This window comes from Jingyaoa shaoxingensis, assembly GCF_014385005.1.
Classification (GTDB): domain Bacteria; phylum Bacillota; class Clostridia; order Lachnospirales; family Lachnospiraceae; genus Marvinbryantia; species Marvinbryantia shaoxingensis.
On sequence record NZ_JACRSZ010000020.1, the window covers coordinates 1 to 23,892 of the forward strand.

General features: G+C 37.9%; 19 protein-coding genes, 1 tRNA gene, 1 pseudogene and 1 riboswitch. All 21 genes and pseudogenes read right to left on the reverse strand.

The window, feature by feature from the left end; all coding sequences use genetic code 11:
- Nucleotides 1–385: 385 nt before the first annotated feature.
- Nucleotides 386–1,708 carry an ATP-binding protein gene (locus H8716_RS15000; RefSeq protein ID WP_249309819.1) on the reverse strand — a complete coding sequence of 441 codons (1,323 nt, stop codon included), beginning with the start codon at nt 1,706–1,708 and terminating at the stop codon, nt 386–388.
- Nucleotides 1,709–2,290: 582 nt separating this feature from the next.
- Nucleotides 2,291–2,653, reverse strand: a complete 363-nt coding sequence (locus H8716_RS15005) for a YccF domain-containing protein (RefSeq protein WP_249309820.1) — start codon at nt 2,651–2,653, stop codon at nt 2,291–2,293.
- Nucleotides 2,654–2,679: 26 nt separating this feature from the next.
- Nucleotides 2,680–2,898: an aspartate dehydrogenase gene (locus H8716_RS15010; RefSeq protein WP_249309821.1), complete on the reverse strand. Its 219-nt coding sequence runs from the start codon at nt 2,896–2,898 to the stop codon at nt 2,680–2,682.
- A gap of 45 nt (nt 2,899–2,943) precedes the next feature.
- Nucleotides 2,944–3,414 carry an LURP-one-related/scramblase family protein gene (locus tag H8716_RS15015; RefSeq protein ID WP_249309822.1) on the reverse strand — a complete coding sequence of 157 codons (471 nt, stop codon included), beginning with the start codon at nt 3,412–3,414 and terminating at the stop codon, nt 2,944–2,946.
- A 298-nt stretch (nt 3,415–3,712) separates the two neighbouring features.
- Nucleotides 3,713–4,468, reverse strand: coding sequence for a 4Fe-4S binding protein (locus tag H8716_RS15020; protein WP_249309823.1), 756 nt, complete (start codon nt 4,466–4,468; stop codon nt 3,713–3,715).
- Between the two features lie 72 nt (nt 4,469–4,540).
- Entirely contained in the window at nt 4,541–5,353 is an 813-nt protein-coding gene (locus H8716_RS15025) for an alpha/beta fold hydrolase (RefSeq protein WP_249309824.1), read from the reverse strand.
- 61 nt (nt 5,354–5,414) lie between these two features.
- Nucleotides 5,415–5,868, reverse strand: a pseudogene (locus tag H8716_RS15030) (CDP-alcohol phosphatidyltransferase family protein).
- A complete protein-coding gene (locus H8716_RS15035; protein ID WP_249309825.1) occupies nt 5,858–6,922 on the reverse strand; it encodes an FUSC family protein in 1,065 nt (354 codons plus the stop codon). Before H8716_RS15035 ends, H8716_RS15030 begins: the two are co-directional and overlap by 11 nt.
- A gap of 33 nt (nt 6,923–6,955) precedes the next feature.
- On the reverse strand, nt 6,956–7,999 hold the full coding sequence (locus tag H8716_RS15040; protein ID WP_249309826.1) for a HAMP domain-containing sensor histidine kinase: 1,044 nt from the start codon (nt 7,997–7,999) through the stop codon (nt 6,956–6,958).
- Nucleotides 7,999–8,670, reverse strand: a complete 672-nt coding sequence (locus tag H8716_RS15045) for a response regulator transcription factor (RefSeq protein ID WP_023921287.1) — start codon at nt 8,668–8,670, stop codon at nt 7,999–8,001. Before H8716_RS15045 ends, H8716_RS15040 begins: the two co-directional genes overlap by 1 nt.
- A gap of 18 nt (nt 8,671–8,688) precedes the next feature.
- Nucleotides 8,689–10,122: a phospholipase D family protein gene (locus H8716_RS15050; protein WP_249309827.1), complete on the reverse strand. Its 1,434-nt coding sequence runs from the start codon at nt 10,120–10,122 to the stop codon at nt 8,689–8,691.
- Nucleotides 10,123–10,996: 874 nt separating this feature from the next.
- Nucleotides 10,997–13,192, reverse strand: coding sequence for an ATP-binding protein (locus H8716_RS15055; protein WP_249309828.1), 2,196 nt, complete (start codon nt 13,190–13,192; stop codon nt 10,997–10,999).
- Nucleotides 13,193–13,272: 80 nt separating this feature from the next.
- Nucleotides 13,273–16,146: a response regulator gene (locus H8716_RS15060; protein WP_249309829.1), complete on the reverse strand. Its 2,874-nt coding sequence runs from the start codon at nt 16,144–16,146 to the stop codon at nt 13,273–13,275.
- A 174-nt stretch (nt 16,147–16,320) separates the two neighbouring features.
- A riboswitch (cyclic di-GMP riboswitch) is annotated at nt 16,321–16,396 on the reverse strand.
- Nucleotides 16,397–16,648: 252 nt separating this feature from the next.
- A complete protein-coding gene (locus H8716_RS17955; protein WP_249309849.1) occupies nt 16,649–16,864 on the reverse strand; it encodes a helix-turn-helix domain-containing protein in 216 nt (71 codons plus the stop codon).
- A gap of 263 nt (nt 16,865–17,127) precedes the next feature.
- Nucleotides 17,128–17,592 carry a replication initiator protein A gene (locus H8716_RS15070; RefSeq protein WP_283243179.1) on the reverse strand — a complete coding sequence of 155 codons (465 nt, stop codon included), beginning with the start codon at nt 17,590–17,592 and terminating at the stop codon, nt 17,128–17,130.
- Between the two features lie 322 nt (nt 17,593–17,914).
- A tRNA-Arg gene (locus H8716_RS15075) sits at nt 17,915–17,986 on the reverse strand.
- Nucleotides 17,987–18,250: 264 nt separating this feature from the next.
- Nucleotides 18,251–19,132 carry a DUF3881 family protein gene (locus H8716_RS15080; RefSeq protein WP_249309830.1) on the reverse strand — a complete coding sequence of 294 codons (882 nt, stop codon included), beginning with the start codon at nt 19,130–19,132 and terminating at the stop codon, nt 18,251–18,253.
- Nucleotides 19,133–19,186: 54 nt separating this feature from the next.
- Nucleotides 19,187–20,476: a serine--tRNA ligase gene (gene serS / locus H8716_RS15085; RefSeq protein WP_249309831.1), complete on the reverse strand. Its 1,290-nt coding sequence runs from the start codon at nt 20,474–20,476 to the stop codon at nt 19,187–19,189.
- Between the two features lie 703 nt (nt 20,477–21,179).
- On the reverse strand, nt 21,180–21,689 hold the full coding sequence (locus H8716_RS15090) for a DUF4446 family protein (protein ID WP_249309832.1): 510 nt from the start codon (nt 21,687–21,689) through the stop codon (nt 21,180–21,182).
- 12 nt (nt 21,690–21,701) lie between these two features.
- Nucleotides 21,702–22,607: a ParB/RepB/Spo0J family partition protein gene (locus H8716_RS15095; RefSeq protein ID WP_249309833.1), complete on the reverse strand. Its 906-nt coding sequence runs from the start codon at nt 22,605–22,607 to the stop codon at nt 21,702–21,704.
- The gene (locus H8716_RS15100; protein ID WP_249309834.1) at nt 22,601–23,374 is read right to left on the reverse strand and encodes a ParA family protein; all 774 of its coding nucleotides are present in this window, start codon (nt 23,372–23,374) and stop codon (nt 22,601–22,603) included. Before H8716_RS15100 ends, H8716_RS15095 begins: the two co-directional genes overlap by 7 nt.
- Nucleotides 23,375–23,892 lie beyond the last annotated feature (518 nt).

A 23,892-nucleotide genomic window follows, 5' to 3' on the forward strand; every position in this document is an offset into this window, starting at 1 on the left:
CTACGCTTAGCAACTACCATTACTGACAGTCACCCAAGACTCGCTACTGGCGGTTGGTTAGACCTTACCAGACAGGCATTCCACCTGCTAGACTACTCGCCCTTATCTGGGCGCACAATCTCGATTTCACGACATCGTTTCTAATACAGATCTTACCGTACTTTTTAATCTCAGTCCATCCTTTATCACTAGGCGATAGGAAAACTCTTCTGTCTCTGCTCCGCTGGCAAATATTTCATAGCAATATTTCGTAAGTACTTCCTCTTGTTCCGGAGACAGTGTTTGCAAAAGATTCATGTTAAGAAAAGCAGAGCAAGATTACGCAAGACTTCTTGATAAGAAACTTGGTGCTGAGCATAACACCCAACACCAAGTTTGTCTACAGTTATTCTGATACTTTATCAAAGAAAGCGATCATATAGAGCGGTAATGTGATTATTCCATCTTCGCCGGTTCCTACATTCCCATCTATGAACTTATATCCATAGCTTATATCTTTATTATTTTTCATGATCGACTTTAGTGAATTTGCACGTGTATTTCCACTCTTGACCTCAATAGGAACTACTTTTCCATCTTTTTGAATGATTACATCAATTTCTTTTTTCGTTGTCTCATTTTTATAGAAATATAACTGATATCCCTTCTTATAAAGAGCATCTGTTACAGCACATTCAAATATTCCTCCTTTGGAATTTCCTGCCAAGGTATTTTCTATAATATGCTGCTTCAAGGAAAAATCTTTCATCGCCATCAGCAGCGACAAGTCTGTTGTATAAGCTCTGAAAAAATCATCTCTTGCATAATCATTCAGATCAAATCTTATATCTGTTACAAGTTTACACAAATACAACATATCTGCACGAAGTAACCATTCGATACTAGAAAAATACTTCTGTGCCCTGCCTCCATGCTCAACTTCTTTATATTGAAATTTATGATTTTCTTTATCCAATAACTGTTTCGCAAGGGAAAGGTAGCACTTCTCCGCTTTTACTTTTTCTTCAGCTGTAGCATAATGGGCTATATCATACTGATATCCCTGTAACAGGCTTCTCTGAATCCGGTCAACCTCCCTGAAATCTTTTGTATCTATATACTTCTGAACTGCTTCCGGCATACCACCTATAGCGACATACTGCCTAAAATATTTCATCATCTGAGAATGAATCGCCTCTGGAATAGCAGCTTTTGAACTAAGATATCCACAGATATTCCTTATCATATCCTCAGAGATTCCCATTCCCCAAAGAAACTCCTCAAAGTCTATTCCATACATTTTCAGATAATCAACATACCCAACAGGATAAGAAGAAGCACGTTTATAATCAATTCCTAGAAGTGATCCTGATGCAATGACATCAAATCTATTATCTAATGCCCAAAACTTAAGAGAAGTTATTGCTTCCTGACACTCCTGGATCTCATCCAGAAAAATCATAGTCTTTCCTGGAATAATCTTCTTTTCAGGAAAACGAAACCGCATAGCCATAACCATATTATCTACTGTTAGATCACCGGAAAAAATATCAATCGCAGAAGGTATCTGTTTGAAATTAATTTCAACAATTTCTTCATAGTTCTCTTCTGCAAATCTTTCAACTATATATGTTTTTCCTGTTTGTCTGGCTCCTTGAATTACAAGACATTTTTTGTTTTTTGAATCTACCCATTTTTTTATGTAATGCGTCACTTTTCTTTTTAACATAAAACATCTCCTGTTATCAAATAATATTTTTATCAAGAATAACTTTGTAACATTTTTAATTACTATGTTTCTTTTATTATCAACATTTTGGAAGTCGAAAATGTCCATCCATCAACATTTTAGAAAGCAAAAATATCCATTTATCAACATTTTAGAATATTATATCATTGATCAAGATATATTAAAAGACTTTTTCCATTTCATACAATTTCTTCTGAAGCTCCGGTTCAACGAAATTCCATATTCCTTCATTGAAGCTTATGAAAGGCTTCTCCATATCTTCAGTTGCGAAAATCAGGGCATTTTTGTTACTTTTCTTAACCGCACAGTCTGTGAAATTTTTAAATTCCTTATCAGTGACCGGTTGCTGCATCAGAATCTCTACAGGAGAAATGCGGCATGGTCAGTTCTTCTTTACTTGCCTCAATCACAAGGGGCTAATGCGAGAGTATGCTTAACATCAAACAATACTTCTGTGTCAACCAGACTGTTTCCTGTTCAGGGTTTATTTGAACTTCAATATTAATATTACCATCCGTGAATAATATTATTTCATTTTTCATTAATAAGACCTTACACATTCTACCCTATCACACTCGCACCAAATGGCATGAAAGAGAGTCTCGCCATCTTGAAAAACTGCTTTCCAAATGGAATTCCAACTATCGTAACACACCAAATACAACCAACTATCAGGTTTCCAAGTGCCATTTCCCATCCAAAAAATATAATCCATATAAGATTTATCAGAAACGAAAACATTCCATTTCCATATACAATTTCTTTTCCAAACGGCCAGAATGCCAGGGTTGCAAATTTAAAGCATTGCAGACCTACCGGAATTCCAATAATTGTAATACACCATATGCATCCTGCAAAAACCCAGGCCAGTCCGCCCAGTAATCCTCCAAATATAAACCAAAGGATATTACCTATAGTTCTCATGACAACACATCCCCCTTATCCAATGTCTAATATTCTTTTGAGATTTCCTCTGTTATCTCATATATCTCTTTGAATTTTTCTAAGTCCTCTGGAGATCTGATCAGCATGATTTCTTCGATTTTTCCGGTCCGTATGTCTTTGAACCCTGCTACTTCTTCTCCAGTACAAATGCTTGCACGAATAACTGGTTTCATATGTTCTCTGTCATATGTTTTTTTCACGATTTTCTTTTTGAATAATCCCATGCTACCTCCCCATCTCCGAATATCTTTGACACCAAGATCAACTATCTAATTCCTGGAACATTTTTCTCCATCAATCGCAAGTACGAACATCAACGCATCCAATGCATTTCCTGGATCCTGCACATCAATAACATATGTATCAGTCATGTGAAACAGTTCTTTACTAACCCGTGCAATTGAATAACCGTTTTGATTAAGAATGCTATAGTCCCATTCCATAATGGTTCCATCAATATGCCATCCATTGTAATCAATATTATAATGTGGCGTCAGGAATGAGAATTCTTTGCTCAGGCATCCGATATAACTGCCGTTTTTATAAATTTCAAATTTAGGAAGAAAAGTAAGTACTTTCTGAACAACCATTCCTACTTCATTTCCATAGGCATCATAAATTACAAGTTTATGTCCCCAGGACAACTGGCCTTTTACTACATAAACAGTGTTGCCTGCTTCATCATAGATATCATAGCTGTCAAACCATGAAAACAGCCTTTGTTTAAATAATAGCTTCATAACTTTTCACCGCTCTCTCCAACAGACATAATAGGTTCTTTATAAGTACCATAATACCATGCCATTACACCTTAAAAAACATGTAAATCGAAGAATTAACCCATCTTATTTCACGGATTATGATAAAACACATATTACCAGCTATAAATCTCTACTTGTTCACAAAAAGATATAAAAAAGACCATCTACTGCTTGTTTACGGTAAATGATCTTTTCATTGCAATATTTAATTAAATATCATACTGAGCCGATTGTTCACGTATCAATTTACATGTTTCTCATTGTATTGCTCGCCCTATTATAAATACAATTTGTTTTCCTTCCTACTGGAACAAACCTTCTTCATTTTCAGTCCAGCGATAAAACTGACAAGCTTACTGTAATTTCTTGCTTTCTTCGGACAGACTGCTACACAGTGCATACAAGAAATGCACTTATCCTTATCGGTCATCTTTGGATTGTCCAACGGAATGGCACCTGCCGGGCATTCTTTTGCGCACAGACCGCAGGAAGTGCATTTTCCATTTGCAGCAGGTTTGAGCGGAACACCACCATATTCTCGATATGGTCTGTTTCCCGGAAATGCAGGTGTACTTTGTGCTTCGCTGTTTTGCATAATCTTTGCGGCAAATTCCAGCAATTCCTTTTCATCCTGCCGATCCGGGCGTCCGGTTCCAAATTGGTGCATCAGGGAATGCTCCGCGACAGCCTCCATTCCTGCGATACATACAAATCCTGATGCCTCCAGAACATCCTGTAGTTCCAATAGAGTATCATCAATCATACGGTTTCCAAATACTGCCACAAGAATTGCTTTCGTACCATCTGCCTTTACTTTGCGAAACATATCCGTTACAACTGATGGAATGCGTCCACCGTAAGACGGTACAGCAACCAAACATAGGTCCTTTTTTTCAAATTTCACCTTCATGAGTTTATCTGGTTCTTTAATTAGGTCGATTTCTTCAGCATCCAGCTTCGTCCCTTTCGCAACAATATCTGCTACTTTCTCTGTACCCCCTGTCGGGCTGAAAAATATGTTATAAAATCTCATAATGATCCTCCTTCTGATTCCGATTTGTTTATTGTCCTTTTATAACGGTTGACCAATTGTTTTCAATAGTCTTTATATGTTTGAAAGGAATTCTTCTATCAAACTATTTATCATCTCCGGTTTATCTGTATTAGAATTATGACCGGCCCCTTCAATCCACTTTAAAGGAATTTTCGTTTTTCGATGCCATTCTCTGTTATACCTTATGCATGAGCCGGCATGATCCTTTGTACCACATATCAACAGGGAAGGACATTTGATTTCATATGGCAGATCCTTTTCCATTGCCTCTGCCAGAATACGAAACCCATGCCCGGCAATTTGGGCATAACGATGCTGATCACCATCATAGACTAGCATCATTTCTTTCATCAGATTTCTGCCATAATTAGAAGTTGCAACTCCCTCAGTTCCGGATTTCAAAAGCAACTTCCATGGGTAATGTGCATATACTGGTTCCATTCTTTTCAGAAGCCAGATCTCCACTGCTGTCACATAGTTTCTCTGGAGCGGTGCTGAATCAATGGAAATAAAACCTGCCAGCCGGTCAGGATACAATTGTGCATAAGCCTGTCCCACATATCCTCCCATTGATTGACCGATTATAATTGGTTTTATGATTTCTTCTTTTTCAAAAATCCCATTCAGCCATTTTGCCTTATCAAACAGATCAAATTCAAACCGAAACGGCCAGGATGAGGCATGAGCCGGTGCATCCCATACAATAATATTATATTTTCCATCGAAGTACTCAACCTGTTTATCAAATAATCTATGGTCAGCAGTCAACCCCGGAAGAAATACAAGCGTCGTTGTATCCAAACTCAGAATACTTGACCAATAGTGAATCGTTCCACAAGGAGTTTGATATGTACTTTCTTTCAACAAGTTCACCTCCACAATTTCCTCAGCCCAGTCATCAGCGAAATCATCCGGATCATCATAATTATACAGTCTCTCCCTTAAGAGTCCTGGTATTCTGGATAATATACAGAGCGACCGATATGACCATCATTATAGCGCACAAACCAATCAACAGATCTGATACCATCGGTGTAATGTGGAACCATATAATATGCACCGCTGCAGTTCCATATAATAAAAAGGTTACTATCTTTCCATGCCAGTCTGCACCATGTACTTTTCCTGTCTTTTGTATCACAAGACATCCACTGACTACCATATACAGCTCCTTACCTGCCATTATTACGATTAAAAGAAGCACATGCGGAAAACGAGTAAACAGACAGCAATAAGATTTCACCAGCTAACAGAGGATTTTTCTTTACACAATAACTCCATATAATTACCGGAATCAGACAAAGCCGAAAAAAAGAAAGAAGATTAGGAACCGTAATAATTCTATTCAAATTTTCTTCCTGATTCACTTCACTCTGCATGTACGGTCACCTCACTTTCCTTTTTTTTCGACATAAGCCAATAAAACATAGAACAAAATATTAATGCAAATACAACGCCAAAAACATTCTGAATCACTCTAAGACCAACTGCTCCTTTTAGTCCATAACTCTCTGTAGCAATGGCCAAAGCACCAAATGTGTTAAATACTGCCTGCCAGCCATATTTTGCAGAAAGTCCTACACCAATTCCGCCAAGGATTCCTATGTATGTATAGATGGATGAAGGAAGCAGAAAATATAGTACTGTAAAACATATAACACCTGCAATATTTCCGACAATCCTTTTACGGACTCTGTATTGCATGTCCTCCATAAATGGTAAGATTGCTGACATTGCCGCAATTCCAGCCCACATTGCCCGTGGCATATTGCAGAGTTCCGCAATGCAGAGTACTGCCGGTACGCATATGATCTGACATAACTGCCACTTTGTTCTGGAAGAAGATATATCAAATTCCTGTACCAAATCATTCAAATTTCTTTTATACGTTCTGTTTTTATGATTTCGATAAAATACGAAGCAGGTAAGTGCTGCACCTAATGCCATTCCGGTTAATCGCATCTGATAACTTTTTCCTGTTACATCATATCCATACAATAACAGATAACCAAGAACCAATGTGGATTGGTTAAACATGAATGGGTTATGACATCCGAACAGAATCAGCACTGCCAGTGCAGCAATGTTTAACAGCATTCCAAGTACCGGTGAAAGCTGGTTTGCTAAATGCGGACATACAGTCATAATTACAAAGAACAAAGCCAAAATCATCGTAGATTGTCCGGTGTGGATCCCCAGATCCGCATTCCGAAACACCATGAGACATAATAAGACTACTACACCTACAATGCTGTTCTCATTTCCAAATAGGATGCTGAAAATACTAACAAAGAAAAAACAAAATGCCATTGTAACAGCTATCTTCACCAGATATACCCACATATGATATAATTTTTCTTTTGGTGTTTCACTCTTTTTCAACAGGTTTTTAGAACCTGCCTGATTTAACTGCAACTCCTGATAAAATGTCATATAAATCCTCCCATCTTCTAATTTATCTTAAAACTATATAATCTCATCTTTCTGCTTTGGCAGCCCTATAACAAATCTGCATCCACCATATTCACGGTTTTCTGCTTTGATTGTTCCTCCGGCACTATCTACAATCCGTTTTACAAGTGCAAGACCTAAGCCATTTCCTTCTGCTTTATGAGATCCATCTACCTGATAGAACTTGTCAAATATTCTGGTTTTCACATCATCCTCTATTCCCGGTCCTTCATCTTCCAGAATAAACATTACAGAATCCTTTTCCTGCTTCAGAAACATCATAATTGTCCCCTTTGCAGGACTGAACTTAATCGCATTATCTAAAAGATTCATCCATATATGCATAAAAAGTCCTTCATTCCCAGTATATTTAACTTCCTCCAATTCTACCTGGAAACCAATTTCTTTTTCTGTCCATTTTGTTTCCAATGAAAGAAATGCCTGGCGGATCTGTTCATCCAGACGATATTCTGTTTTTTTCATTGGTATATTCTGATTCTCTAACTTGGATAACAGCAAAATATTACCAACCAATCCGGAAAGTCTTTGGGTGTTAAACAGGATTTTTTCTACATATTCCTCTTGATCCGGAGACAGTTCTTCTCCCTGAAGCAGCATTGTATACCCTTCAATGGCATTGATCGGGGTCTTAAACTCATGAGAAACATTGGAGACAAAATCCATCTGCAGTACTTCTGTTGCACGAAGCTCTTTTGTCATCACATTAAAACTCTGGTAAGATTCTCCAACTTCTGCGATACGGCTGTTCGTTTCCAAGTGCTGTTCAAAATCTCCCTGCGAAACTTCCTTCATTGCTTTACTAAGTCTGGTAATTGGTTCCAGCAACCTTGCATTGATAAAGGAAGTAATCAGCCCTGCAATCAATGTATTAAAAATCAAAAGCCAGCCAAGCACAGGTATGCTGCCAGGCAGATTAAAAAAATGATTCAAAAAAGCAAATAATAACGCAGATATGACTGTTGAAAATACGAGTGCCAGCCAGATTGCACCAGTCAGACAGGATCGGATCCGCAATCCTTTTTCTTTCTTTTGTTCCATTATTTTTTCACCACCTTGTATCCAATTCCACGCATTGTTACGATTTCAAAATCAGGGTTATCTTTCAAACGCTCCCTGATTCTTCCTATATGTACCTCTATCGTATGTGGGTCTGCCTCCGTCTCGTATCCCCATACTTCATCCATCAACTGTTGTTTTGTAAATATTCTGCCTGGCGAAGCTGCAAGCTTATATAAAAGCAGGAATTCTTTTTTAGGCAAAACAAGACTTTCCTTATCAGTTGTAACCGTCATTGCATCATAATCAAACTCTGTTGAACCGATCACAATTTTGTGTTCATTCAGTATCTGTGCACGGCGAAGCAGCGCTCCGACTCTTAAAACCATTTCATTCACATTTACCGGTTTTACCATATAATCGTCACTTCCCGAAAGAAATCCCTGGCGCATATCATCAAAGGAACCTTTCGCAGTGATCATAAGTACCGGTATCTGATATCCTGCTGAACGGAGTTCCGACACCAGTTCATAACCATCCATAACCGGCATCATAATATCAGAAATGATCAGATCAATATACTCTTTATCCAATATTTCTAATGCCAGTGCTCCATCCGATGCACTTTTGACCTGATATCCATTCTTCTCAAGCACTTTTTGGAATAGCTGGCTTAATTCTTTATCATCTTCTACAATTAATATTTGAAACACGATTTTCTTCCTCCTTTATCAGAACAGATATCTTGCCCATCCAAGCAGATGCTGTATCAAAAGTACGTTTCTCTGACGCTTCTTTGTCAATTCAATTGGCTCTACATGATACGGATCACGATAGGTTCCATCTTCCAATACTTGTCGGGACACTCTTTCATATTCCATCATGCCCTCTTCCAACTGTTTATTAATATCTTTACTGCGTATTACAAGCATCAGTTCCGTATCCAGATACGTGCTTCTCATATCCATGTTAAAGGAACCGATTACGGATAGATCATCATCAATCAGGATGCTTTTTCCGTGGTAAGAATAGCCGCCTTCATACTCCCAGATATCAATTCCTGTATTTAAAATTCTGTTTCTGTTTCTCGCATAATCAGCAGAACCAAACGGATTTCCATTGTTGGCAACCGAATTGGTCATGATAGAAAAATCCGGAACTCTCTCCGCAATCTCTTTCCATGTATTATACATCATATCATTGCAGATAATATATGGTGTATGAATTTTCACGCGCTCTTTTGCATTTTTCATTAGTTCTCCCAGTTGATACCAGACTACTGGTTCCTTGGGACCTGTGTGGATAGGATTTGACACTAATGCAATCTTTTCTGTCTCAAAAGTTTCGTCCGTGTAATCGGTATCGCAGATTCTTTCCTTATTCTCTTCAAAATATTTCTGATAGCTGTTCTGCAGCTCTAAAACTGCGTTCTTTACAGATTTTCTATTTGCCAGTTTTTTATTGTTATGAAAATAACCACTGTCTTCCTGATTCCATATGGTTTCAAAATACTCTGACAACTGGTTAACTGAATTTTCTTTCTCAGGTTCATCGCAAACCACTAACACGTCTCTGTCATAGTTCTTATGTCCCGGAAAATCACCCAGGAAATAATTGTATGTATTTCTTCCCCCAAGAATATATCTCTTTCCATCTGCAATCAAATATTTATCATGCATTCTACCCATCATTTTCCACGGTTTCAACGGATTGGCCTTATTATACAGTTTAATTTCAACATTCTCATGGGAAGATAATCCATAGAAATACGGATTTCCTTCCATATCAATCCAGCTCTCCATTCCATCTACTAACAGACGAATATGTACACCTCTGTCTGCCGCATCATGCAGTGCTCCTAAAATCAATTTTCCACTTTCATCGGATTGAAATGCAAAAGTAGAAAGAATAATTTCCTTTTTTGCATTCTTGATCAAACGCACTCTTTGTAAAAGCGCTTCTGGATTCTTTTCTATGATTACTGCCCGTTCTGTATTTTCACTGCATTCGTTCCATGACCCATTTTTTGTTTCTTTTTTGGTTGTATTGGACACTTCCGGCTGCTTTTTATATGCAACGCAGATTCCGAGCAATTCATAAAAAGCCACACATAAAAAAATTGCCAGTATAACAAGAAGGATTTTACATATTTTATGCTTTTTCATTGTACATCACCTGATTCCTTTTTATTTCATACTTATACAATACAAAGTCAATCTCAATTTAACCTCAACAAAATTTATTTTTCATAAAAAATATGACCGGCTTCTTTTTAAAGAAACAGTCATATTTTTATTCTAATATATTTTGAATGGAAAATCATGTCACGAACGGGATTAGAAAATAACAAAAGCGTTCGTTGTCAGCTAATCCAGCTAACATTTTCGAACGCTTTGAAACCCGTCGACAAGAGGATTTGAACCTCCGCCCCTTCGCTTAGGAGCAACTTTTATGCAGGTTCATACTAGTCCAACCGGGACAACCTATTCACTTATAAGTCCAGTAAAAATGCGCTTTCCCAGACTATTTCTGTTCATATAAGATCATTGAAAATTATTTCGGATTTTTACATTTTCTGAAAAAATGATTGTACGCTTCTAATATAAAGCGCCAACTCCATCTATAATTTTTCAAATCATAAAATCCAACTATTCTGCCCATTTAAAAGCGGGAAATGAAATGTGTGATACACTATTTTCTTTGTCAGATTTCTTCTAAATTATACATCAGATACCGCCATTTACGCAAGATGCTTTGACCACTATTTTATCTCTTTTTTCTCACATGCTCTGATTTGATCTCATATATAAAACCAGCAGAGATTTTGCTCTCCACCGGTCTGCTTTTATCCTAATTATGTTCCCCTTGCATTGATTTTGCTAATGATGTCAGACAGGGATAGTCCACAGCTGGAAATTAGTTTTTCATTTAAATAATTATTTCAGTCCCAAAAAGACATATGAATTTTCACAGCCTGCTTCTTCTAAGGAATAAAAAAACAGACCATATAACAACTTTATATGCTCTGTCTTTTTATTCCTACAAATCTTCGTGCAGTTTTACATCGCTATTATCTGCCATGCATTGTTTTAAGGCAATGATCATTTTTTCCGCATCCAGTGGCTTTGCAAGATGAACATTCATTCCAGCCAGCCGGCTGTTGATAATGTCTTCTGCAAAAGAATTCGCGGACATTGCAATGATCGGAACCCTCCTGGCATCCCTTCTTTTCATTTCCCTGATTGTCCTTGCCGCATCCAGACCATTCATCCTCGGCATCATAATATCCATATAAATTACCCCAAAATAATCCGGTGCAGATTTCTCGAAGATTTCAACTGCTTCCTGCCCGTCTACTGCACATGTAACTTCCATACCGCTGTCTTCCAGTATACATCTGGAAATTTCCATGTTCAACTCATTGTCTTCCACAACCAATGCCCGCATGCCTTCTACCGAATAATCATCAAGGCTTACTGGCTTATCTGATAAATTACTGTTTTTATCCTGTGTGCCAATTTTGAACGGAATTTTTACAATAACTGTTGTCCCGACACCTGCTTTGCTCTTCAGTTCAATACTTCCATCCATTCTGTCCACGAGTTGCTTCGTAATTGCAAGCCCCAGTCCGGTGCCTTCATACCTGGATCTGCTTGTCTCGCTTTCCTGAGAGAACATATCAAAAGCATGTGCAATAAAATCTTCACTCATACCCACACCCTGGTCTTTACAGTAGAAAGTGAAATTTGCTCTGCCATCATCCAGAGTTTCTTCCTTAACCCCGAACGTGAGCACACTACCCGACTGACTGAATTTTATGGCATTGTCCATAATATTCGACAGAATCCTTCCAAGATATACCGGGTTTCCAACCAGAGTGCTGTGACTGTATGTACCATTTTTCCAGTCAATCTCATACCGGATGCCTTTCTTGGCAGCCCGCTCATCATAAATCTGATTCAGTTCCTGCAGTACCTCTGTCAGATCAAATAAAAGCTGCTGGTCCTTCAAATCCCCGCTCTGTAGTTTATTCATATCCAACACATCATTTACCAGAGACACCAGATATTTCAGGGATTCCATTACCTTTTCTCTGATCTTCTGCTGCATCTGTGGATCATCTGCGTACTGATTTCCCATATTTACCATACCGATAATACCGTTCAGTGGTGTACGGATATCATGACTCATCGTTGCCAGAAACCTTGTTTTCATTTCGGCTTCCCGCTTTGCTGCTTCCGCAGCAAAGTTAAGATCCTCTTCACGTCTCTTGGAATCGCTGATACTACGGACTGTACATAAAACATGGGTTACATTTCCAGACTCATCCCTTTTTTTTACAGTAAAAAGCATCCTGTGCCAACTGCCATCACACATTCTGTATTCTGTAGAAATACATTCTTCCGTCTTCAATCTTGCTGAAAGTGTAGAGACATCCAGAAATGGACGGATCAGCGAACGGTATTCCGGTGCAACCATTGTATCACAAAGCTGATACAGTTTCTCCGATGCACTGCCTCTGTTTCCTGTCAGTTTGTGTATTTCACTGTCATTTGATATCTCTTCAAAAAAATCTTTCTGCACATCAATCCTGTAGATAGAACAGTAACTCTTAGCAATTGCTGAGATTATTTCATTACTCAGCCGTGCTTCATCCAGTGCCTGCTTTAATTGATTCTGGATCGTAGTTTCTTTTTCCATGATATCATCAATATGCCGAAAACCCACCAGTGCAAAAAAATGTTTCTCATCCTCGTATATTTTGGCTGCCTGTGCCTCAAAAAATTCATGCTGGTTCGGATTCGGTTTACTTCTATAATGGTATGTAATGCGCTCCTTCCGGGAAAGCTGTTCCTTTAGATGCCCTGTCGAAATCCAGTCCTTAAATTCCTGTCTTTCTTTCTCATACAGATATTGAACCGCATATTGGTCAGCAGAAGAATTGAAATTATCACCCTGTTTCAGATTCATTTTTTTTACGTTGGTTCCATCGTTTATATGGAGAATTTCAAAGGAACCGGTATTTAATTCAACATAATAGACAGCCGTAAAATCTGCACATATCTTATCCAAAAGCCGTCTTTCCGCCATCTGTTCTTCCAACGTACTTTTCAGTTTTCTGTTCCTCATATGTACCATTACAGTCAGGATAAGAAGCAGAACGATCAGCACAGTTATAAAAACCAAAACAATCACAGACTGCGGTTGCTTCGGAAATAAATTAATTTCTGTCATAACAAAATCCTCTCTCTATGTTTCCTGTCTGCTTTTCCCATGCATCTGGAAGGCTCCTGATTGCTGCGGTTGCCTCATAATCATTTATGACAGGCATTTTGCTTTCTCAACTCTTCGCTTATGGTCTGCTTAATTTTTTCCGCATCCAGCGGCTTTGCAAGATGTGCGTTCATTCCTGCTTCCATACACCTTTCGGCATCTTCCCTAAATGCATTTGCAGTCATAGCAATGATAGGGATTATTTTTGCATCCTGCCGTTCCAGGTCTCTTATTGTTCTTGCAGCAGTAAGACCATCCATCACCGGCATCATAACATCCATTAAAATAACATCGTATGTTCCCGGTTCGGAAGCTTCAAAATGCTGAACAGCTTCTAACCCATTGTTCACTGTTTCTACTTTAGCCCCATTTTCCGTCAGCATAAATTCTGCTATTTCCACATTCAGCTCATTATCTTCAACCAGCAATACCCGGATATCTGATATATCTGCATCAAAATCTTCTTTTTCTTCTGGCCGTGCATTCGTATCAATTTCAAATGGAAGTATTACAGTAAAACAGCTTCCTTCACCAAGCTTGCTTTCAACTGTTATGGTTCCGCCCATCTTTTCTACAAGTTGTTTCACAATAGGCATTCCCAGACCTGTCCCATTATAATCAGAACGTGGGGAATTATCTGCCTGTACAAATGGAGTAAACAATTCATTTTTTATAAATTCTTCTGACATTCCAATTCCATTATCTTTTATTTTAAATTCACATGTCATGTGATCTTCTAATCTTTCAATCGTTCTCATACTCATGTAAATAAAACCATTCACCTTATTGTACTTCATACTGTTTGTAAACAGATTCATCAATATTTTTTTCAGATGAACTGCATTGCTCCAAACATATATACCACTGTAATCATCATGTTCTCCTATAACATGCAGTCCTTTTTCTTCTGCCTGAAAAGATAGTGACTCCGTGATTTCCTGACATACCTGATCCAGATTGATGGATTCATCACCAAAAACCACGGTATCTGATTCTAACTTTGCCATATCTAAAACATCATTTATCAATGATAGTAGCAGTTTCGATGACTCATGTATTTTATTCATGCAATCCTTTGCCCGCTCAGCATCATTTCCGCTTTTCTCAAGAATTGTAAGCATGCCAATAATACCATTGATCGGTGTTCTGATATCATGAGACATGTTATTTAAAAAGGAAGTCTTAGCCTTATTGGCACTCTGTGCTTCTACAAGTGCATTTTGTAATTCCTGCTGTTTTTCTTCAAGCTCCTGATTCAGCTTCAATGCCTGCTCAGCAGACTTCTTGGATTTTTCTTCCGCACGTCTTGATTTTTTCAAGGAATCAAGAATTATAAACAGAACAACGAAAAAAGAAATTCCAGCGATAAGTGAAACTGTCAGTAAATTGTCCTGAATAAAATCCTTCGCTGTAACTTTTCGTGAGGAAGCATTATACGAAACTACTGCACCTGAAAATTGAGTTGTAGGCATAGATGTCAGTGTTTTATTCAGAATGGACAAAAGAACCGGTTCTCCCTGCTGAATAGCAAATGGAACATCAGCTTCTTTTGTCAGGAAGACACTATGAAGCTTATTATTTTTCAAATAGTCTGAAACAGTACCTGAATTGCTTACAATACAATCCGTCTCCCCTTTCTGCATTGCTTTTACTGCTGCATCTGATGTTTCATATTCCACAACCTTCCATTGCGGATAATTGTATGAAAGATATGCTTTCAATGCAAAATCATCTTTTTCAACGGCAACTATATTCTCTTTATTTTCATCAAAAGAATCCTTTGCCGTAATTGCTGCCATATTGAGAGTCAATAGCGTATCCGACAAAGCAAATCCATTTGTTTCTGCAAAGTATGGATTCTGGTTTGCATGAAAAATCAGGTCTATTTTTCCATCCTGCAATGCCTGAAGCAGTTCACTTCTTGTCTCATATCCATTTAATTCAAATTCCAGAGTCTGACCTTGCAGACAATTTTCTGCAAGATCCACATAATCTGTAATAATACCTGTCAGTTTACCTGTTGATGGATCTACACTGCTGATACCTCCATCCTGATTCAGATACCCTATCCGGATTGCACCATGCTGCCCGATCCACTCACTTTCTTCTTTTGAAAGAAACGAGCTGCTCTGTGCAGAAAGATAACGCCTGTAGAGATCATCTGTGTAAAATGGGTTGTCATCCTTGATTCTGCGCATAGCACTATCCAGTGCTTCTTTGATATCCGGACGTTCTGGATTTATAGCGAAATAGATTTCTGTCTCTCCAATACTTGTTAGCGGTGAAATATCCGATTCTTCCCAACGGGATTCTTCTACCGAAACGAAGCAGTCAATTTCATGGTTCGACAGTTTGTCCATAATTTCTGCGGTTGTAGAAACATTGATATGCTTCGTATGCAGACCATATTTTGATTCCCATTCATTAAGCACATCCTCCACTATATTATCTTTAGACACACCAATATTTTTTCCCTCAAAAGAATCCAAATTTCCTGCTGTAAGATCCATATTGGATGCATCCGTATAGATGTAATATTTCTCTTCCCCCATAGGCATATCGGAAAAAAGCATATTTTCAGCACGTTCGTCTGTATAGGAAATGTCACCAAGAATATCAATCTCTCCATTTTCCAACTGTGTAAAGCAGTTTTTCCAATCACTTGTTATGTATTTATATGTCCATCCTGCATAACCTGCAATATCTTGAAGATACTCATAACCATATCCTCTTCTTTCTCCCTTTTCATTGACGGTATTATAAGTTTCTTCAAAAGATCCTACCCGGATAACATTGTCAGAGTTTTCCTTGGCAAATGTAGGAACGGATAAAACAATAAAACATATAATTGTGCAAAATATAATGTAACAAAATTTGAAATTCATTATATTCTGTACTAATTTGCACTTCTTCATCTTTCTCCCCTCCTCTAGGCTACAGTTGCTTGCTTCCAGATTTTAATTTCACATTCATTAATTATCAATAACCTCCCCGCTATTTTTCACAATATTTTTCCAAACAGCTTCTGTATTACTTATTCAAGTGCTCTACCATAAAAAAGCACTGCCAAACAGACAGTGCACCTCATTTCATGTAACTGGCTGCCATTTTACAGGCCCTGTAGCTTTGCGTCCCAGACTTTCATCTGGTTTGCCGATTTCCATATTATAGCTTTAATACTTATACAAAAAAACCGGATTTATTATACTATAGTGCTCTGCTGTACACAAGAAAAACATTACCGTTTTTACGTTCAAAAACAAAAAAAGAACAGCCGATACATATACTCGAACTGTTCTCCTACTTCCGAAGTCCACGCAGCATTGACATTACTGTTTCCTGCTCATTTGTACTCAGATCGTTCCATATCCCTAGAACTTCTTTCTGTTTTTCTGTCAGATTCTCTGAATTACCTTCCTAAAAAAACTGTGATAATGTCGCGCCTAATGCTGTACATATTTTTTCAAGTGTGATCAGCGACGGCAGATTTTCCTGCGTCATGATTCTTCCCAGTGACGACTGGGAAATTCCCGACAGCTGCGATAATCTGTATTTACTGATGTCACGCTTTTCACATAAAGATGTTATTGTATCCGCAATATACTTCTCTATCTGCAAGTAACTATCCCTCATTTCCACTATTACATGTTCTTATTGTACCTGTAATAATGAAAAATTATTAGTAATCACCTTTGCAAGTATTCATTCCTATTATAGGAAGTATACGGACAAAAAAATATAAAGATACTTTCGTTTCCGCAAAAGTCATTTTCGCTTATATCGTTTTTATAATATCACAGACAGTTACGTTTGTCACATAAAAGTTTGAATACTCAAACAAAAAATAAGCCTGCCATCATCCGCAGATTTCTCCACAGACAACAATAGGCTTCCTACTATCTCATCAACTCAGAAGTTCCTATTTCGATACTTCTATGTACCAAATCTTTTTCCTGTGAGGTTCTCATTTCATTACTTCTTTGACTACTCTGATGTGCAATAAAGCTCTTAACATATATAATGTTCGGCAATCCAAAGCCTCTCTTTTTCTTTTCAATCAGTCCGATTTTCTCCAATTCTGTGAGATAATCCATTGCTTTTTTCTTAGAGAATCCCAAGTCACTCTGTATCTCCGTGATCTGATAGATAATGTACACCTTGTTTTCTTCGTCAAGCCATTTATTTTTCATTGACAGTCCCATTCTGTCCAGAAGTACCGAGTAAAGGACTTTAGCTGATAAAGACAGTGCGGAAAATGCTTCATCTAATAATAATATTCTTGGAATCCGGATAAAACTGAACTGATCAGCCTGAGTGCCGTAATAGTATTCAAATTTCTTTTTGAAATCTGATCCAAACAGGCTTTCTGTTGACCTTAGTTCTCACTAAGCAAAGATTCTATTGTATTCACACCTAATAACTTACCGCCGGATATTTCCCTTCCTCTTTTTTCTTATCTGAGCTTGAATTTACATCCACTTTCTCAAATAAACAGCTGGCTTTTCTCTTTTATTAGAATTTCGATTTATTTCCAGCTATTATACCAGCAGTGCGTTTTATTAGACAGCGGCTAATAGGATTCTTTCCGTATTAGCTGCTATTCTATTCCATTTTCCCCCTGAAAAAAACAAAAAGCGGAAATTATATTAGAAATTTTTCTAATACATTCCGCTTTTGATAGGACGTCCCGTGCGGGAATCGAACCCACATCTAGTGCTTAGGAGGCACTTGTTCTATCCATTAAACTAACAGGACAAATACCGGATTTTTGGCTTAAAATCAAGGTTTTCAGCCATTTCAACGGCATTGAATTTTATGATTTAAAACTGACTTGCGTCAGCTGAATCAATCTTATATGATGAAATTTTTTGGTATGAAGCTATCGCCTTTTCCAAAACCGCATGTCCTCTTAATTGTGACATCACATAACAGAATCGAACTCAAATTCATTTTTCTGTTATACGCCGAGGCGATAACTCTGGTCACCGCTTAGGAGGCGAATGCTCTATCCAGTCTGCCCTAATTTTCCGGGAAATGAATGTATCCCTGAAGCCAGACGTTACCCTTGAATCTTCGACCCACGTCCGGATCTCCCAGCAGATCTGCCTCATTGATGCAAACATCCATCTCTATATCATTGCAGAGAATCTTCATCTGATACAGGTATTCTTTGCTTCTGATATTCTTCACCTTACGGTAGGACTGGATCTCTCCCATGATCTGATAATGATCGCATTCCATACCAAATGGCATAAAGAAAGTATCCACAATGGTAAACACATCTTCTGTCTGAATTCTCCTGGAAACCATACTGTAAGTATCCATCTCTTCCAGTGTCAGGCTGTCGATGGCATCCTGATCTCCGTTCTTCGCAGCATTGATCATCTGTGAACGGGTGATCGCGGATTCTTTATCCTGCAACACCTGCTCTGCATCTTTATATAATGGAAGTAAAATCTTTCCATCTGAGGCAAGTCCGGTCAGAGAAGTACTCAGATGATTCCCTACACTCCATTTTACAAGACATGCACGCATATAGTCAACTGCATTTTGCACATAAAAGATCAGAGAAGTTCCCAGCCGGTTATCCTCGCAGACACCGGCAAAAGAATCTTCTCCACCATGCTTTTCAATAGACAGATCTTCCGTACTGCTCACGGTATCTGTCTGAAAATATGGAAAATAGTAATCATAATGGAATCCATTTTCATCTATTTCCCCGCACACCGCAAGACCACATCCGGTTCCGAATTCCTTACGGTATTCTACGAATGCCTGTCCATGATCCAGTCTGACCGCATTTCGGGTATCACAATTAAGACACACATCCTTTATCAGTGCATCGATATCTTTACGGTCCTTTATATTACTGAATCCTACGCTGCGCAAAAAACTGTGCATAAAATGCCTCTCCTGTTATTCAAAAATGCCATTGGCTGACGTGATCACTCGATCCTAATGCTTTGGTACGATCTTTTCAATACCGCCCATGTATGGCTGCAGTGCCTTAGGAATATTGACACTTCCGTCTGCATTCAGGTTGTTCTCCAGGAATGCAATCAGCATACGTGGTGGTGCTACTACTGTGTTATTTAAAGTATGTGCCAGATACTTCTTACCGTCTTTTCCTTTTACGCGGATTCTCAGACGACGTGCCTGCGCATCACCCAAGTTAGAGCAGCTTCCTACTTCGAAATACTTCTTCTGACGTGGAGACCATGCTTCTACGTCACAGGATTTTACCTTCAGGTCTGCCAGGTCACCGGAGCAACATTCCAGAGTACGTACCGGGATATCCAGAGAACGGAACAAATCTACGGTATTCTGCCATAATTTGTCATACCAGATCTTGCTTTCTTCTGGCTTGCAGACAACGATCATTTCCTGTTTTTCAAACTGATGAATACGATATACACCACGTTCTTCAATACCGTGCGCACCTTTTTCTTTACGGAAACATGGAGAATAGCTGGTCAGAGTCTTCGGCAGCTCTTCCTCTGGTGTCATGGTATCAATAAATTTACCAATCATAGAATGTTCACTGGTTCCGATCAGATACAGATCTTCGCCCTCAATCTTATACATCATAGATTCCATCTCAGAGAAGCTCATAACACCGTCAACTACGGCGCTTCTGATCATGAAAGGTGGAATGCAGTAAGTAAATCCACGATTGATCATGAAATCTCTTGCATAAGCCAGTACAGAAGAATGAATTCTTGCGATATCTCCCATCAGGTAGTAGAATCCGTTACCGGCTACTCTTCCGGCTGCATCCATATCGATACCGTCAAAACGTTCCATAATATCTGTATGGTATGGAATTTCAAAATCAGGAACTACTGGTTCACCGAATCTTTCGATTTCTACGTTCTCGCTGTCATCTTTACCGATCGGTACAGAAGGATCAATGATGTTCGGAATTACCATCATGATCTTACGGATCTTTTCTTCTACTTCTTTTTCATCTGCAGAAAGCTCAGTCATGCGATCAGCCTGTGCTGTAACCTGCTTCTTCACTTCTTCTGCTTCCTCTTTCTTACCCTGTCCCATCAGCGCACCAATCTGTTTGGATAATTTATTTCTATTGGCCTGCAGAGACTGAAGCTCATTCTTAATATCTCTGTTCTTCTGATCCAGCTCAATAACTTCATCTACCAGTTCCAGCTTGGAATCCTGAAATTTATTCTTAATATTTTGTTTCACAACATCTGGGTTTTCTCTTAAAAACTTAATATCTAACATGTTCTTTCCCTTTCCGTATCTTAAACACTTACTGAATATCATACCGCATTTTTAAAAATTCGTAAAGTGCAATTTGCTGTTCTGAAAGCACCCGTCCACATTTTATATGCTTTTTCATAATGTGAATCATTTTGTTTTACCGCCACTGTCCATTCTCTGCTTTAGTAGTTATGTAAACCTGTTGTATTATTTTGATTTACATAACTACTAAACTTCATACTATTTCTATGTTATTCACAATTTTCATTTTTTATGTGTGAATAATGTGGTTTTCTTGAAAACATTTCTTTTTATTCTGGCACAAATCTTGAGTAATTTACATAACTCACAAATTACACACATTTTACCCACTTTTTGTGGATAATTCTATTTTTTTACTCATCTGTAAATCTCTCTTTTTTACAAAAATCGACCAGGATTTTTGTAATTTTCACTTTTGTCTCTTTGTTTTTCTCCTATTTTGTAAAAAAAAGTTGAAAAGTGCCTGACATATTTCTATACTTCTATTTATCCACACTTTGCTGACGTAAACTATAATGTGCATATTTCAAAGTGAAATACTGCTCATAATTTCTGTGACAATAATCCACATTTTTATCATACAAAAAAGAAGTTATACATCTTTCCATAATGTGTATAACTTCCTTTTCTGATTCTATTATCTATTTATTCACATCTCAATCTGTTACGCTTCAACATATTTTTATTCCACATACATGTTCACTGCCTGTCTCAGCGCTTCTTTTTCTTCTTCGCCAAGAACAATATAAGATTCTCCTTTTACGATCTCTTTAATGTATGTGTAACAACCTTCTCTGCTGTGAATTGCATTCAGTACAAATCCACTGTTTTCCTGATCCAGCATTGCCAGTGCAAAACTCAGTTTTCCACCCATTTCTTTGAATGCATCATATTTTACAATAGCTGTTTTATTCAAGGTATGTAACTGAATTTCTTTTAACTGTTTGATCTGTTCCATATGATTTTTGCTGGACTCCATCAGCATATCAATTTCATTGATATTTCTGAGAATCGTTTTTTCCAGTGAAACTCCGTCTTTCCCTTTCATAAAACTTTTGTATTTTTTCATAAAACGGTCAATCTTAAATGAATTTTTGATCTGCAATACAAACAGAATCACTATCATGGCCATCATTAAGATCAGTATATAGCCTGGATCAATGATCAGGTCGTTTAATATCGAATTTTCCATTTTATCTCCTCGTTATTTAATAGATTCCAACAGATATAGGATTCTTTCCAACTCTTCATTGGAATAATACTCAATTGAAATCTTTCCTTTATTGTTTGACTTGTGATCTACGGTTACCTTCGTTCCCAGAATTGCTTTCATCTTCTCTTCAATGTCCTTATATATGAAAGAATTCACTTTTTCTACTTTTTCTTTTTTGACTTCCGGCTTCTGAAGCAGCTTTACCAGTTTTTCTGTTTCACGTACACTCAGTTTTTCATCAAAGATCTTTGTTGCAATATTATACTGTGCATCAGGATCTTCGATGGTAATTAATGTTCTGGCATGGCCTGCTGAGATCATGTCATCAATCATCATTTGCTGTACTCTTTTATCCAGTTTCAATAATCTCATGGAATTTGTTACAGCTGTCCTGCTCTTGGATACTTTTTCTGCAATCTCATCCTGTTTCAGATGAAATTCTTCCATCAAATTCTTGTATGCCATTGCCTCTTCAATCGGATTCAGATCTTCTCGCTGAATATTTTCGATCAGTGAAATCTCCATCACCTGCTGATCCGTATAATCCTTAATTATCACCGGTATTTCTTTCACACCAGCCATTTTGGCTGCTCTCCATCTTCTCTCCCCGGCAATAATTTCGTAATGATCCGCTTTTTTCTGTACAATCAGTGGCTGAATTACTCCATACTGTTTTATAGAATCTGCCAGCTCCAGCAAGGCATCTTCATCAAAATTTTTTCTTGGCTGTTCTCTGTTTGGTTCTACTTCTGTAATCTTCAGAGTCTCAACACCCTTTTTTTCCACAATCTTTTCAATAATTACCGGTTCTGAATCCTTTTTTACTACGGTCTTCTTATTGCCTGCCGGAATCAGCGCATCCAGACCTTTCCCCAATCCTGATTTTTTTGCTACCATTCTTCTTCTCCTCTATGTATCACTTCATCCGCCAATAATCTGTAACTTTCCGCTCCTGCTGACTTCGTATCATACATGTTAATCGGCATTCCATAACTTGGAGCCTCTGCCAGTCTAACATTTCTCGGAATAATAGTCTTATAAATATTCTGTTCCAGATTGCTCTTTACATTTTCCACTACCTGAAGAGACAAATTTGTTCTGGCATCATACATAGTAAATACCACACCTTCAATCTCCAGAGAAGGATTCAGTCTCTCCTGCACCAGATTGATCGTATGAATCAGCTGTGTCAGTCCCTCCAATGCATAGTATTCACACTGAATTGGTACTAAAACAGTATCTGCCAGACACATAGAGTTAATGGTAAGCATACTGAGAGAAGGTGGACAATCAATAATTATGAAATCATACTGATCGCGGATCGGTGCGATTGCCTTCTGTAAAATGTACTCCTTTTCATCCTGTCCAATCAATTCAATCTCCGCAGCTGAAAGATTAATATTCGAACCAATAACAGAAAGATTCTCAATTACTTCCTTCTGTACACAGCCTTCTACTTCTGTTTCCCCTAATAATAATTCATATACCGTATTTTCTATGACATCTTTATCTACACCCAGGCCACTGGTCATGTTACCCTGTGGATCCATGTCAATCGCCAGAACTTTCTGGCCAGCTTCTGCCAGGCATGCAGCCAGATTAATTGCTGTTGTAGTTTTTCCGACGCCACCCTTCTGATTCGCGACAACAATTGCTCGTCCCATACTACTTTATCCCCTTTAATTCATTTACAAAACAAAATTATCATTACACTACAAAAAGTATAACATATCTCAAGCTTGAAATCTATACAAAGAAGAAATGTTTCACGTGAAACATTTATAAAAAATAACATGTGTTGTCTTGTCTAAACTTCATAAATCACTTTTCCCATTATGTATATACCAGATGTGAAACGCCTCAGCATTCTTGAACTACACATGAATTATAGAAATTTAGTAACTATTCAGAACCCACTGTTCCGCGAGGCGTTTTGGCATGAAAATGCCAAAATCCCGAGACATGCAAGTCAAAATTTCATCGCCGAAGGCGATTTTCGATGGATTTTGACTCGTAACTGTGAAGGTACTGAACAGTTACGAAATTTAATGTATTAGGTAATGACTATCTTATTTCATTTGCATCTATATTAATAAATGTTTCACGTGAAACATTTATACATTTTTCCATTGTAACCTTTTTCATTTTCGTTTATACTAGACTTATAAAAGATGCTATACGA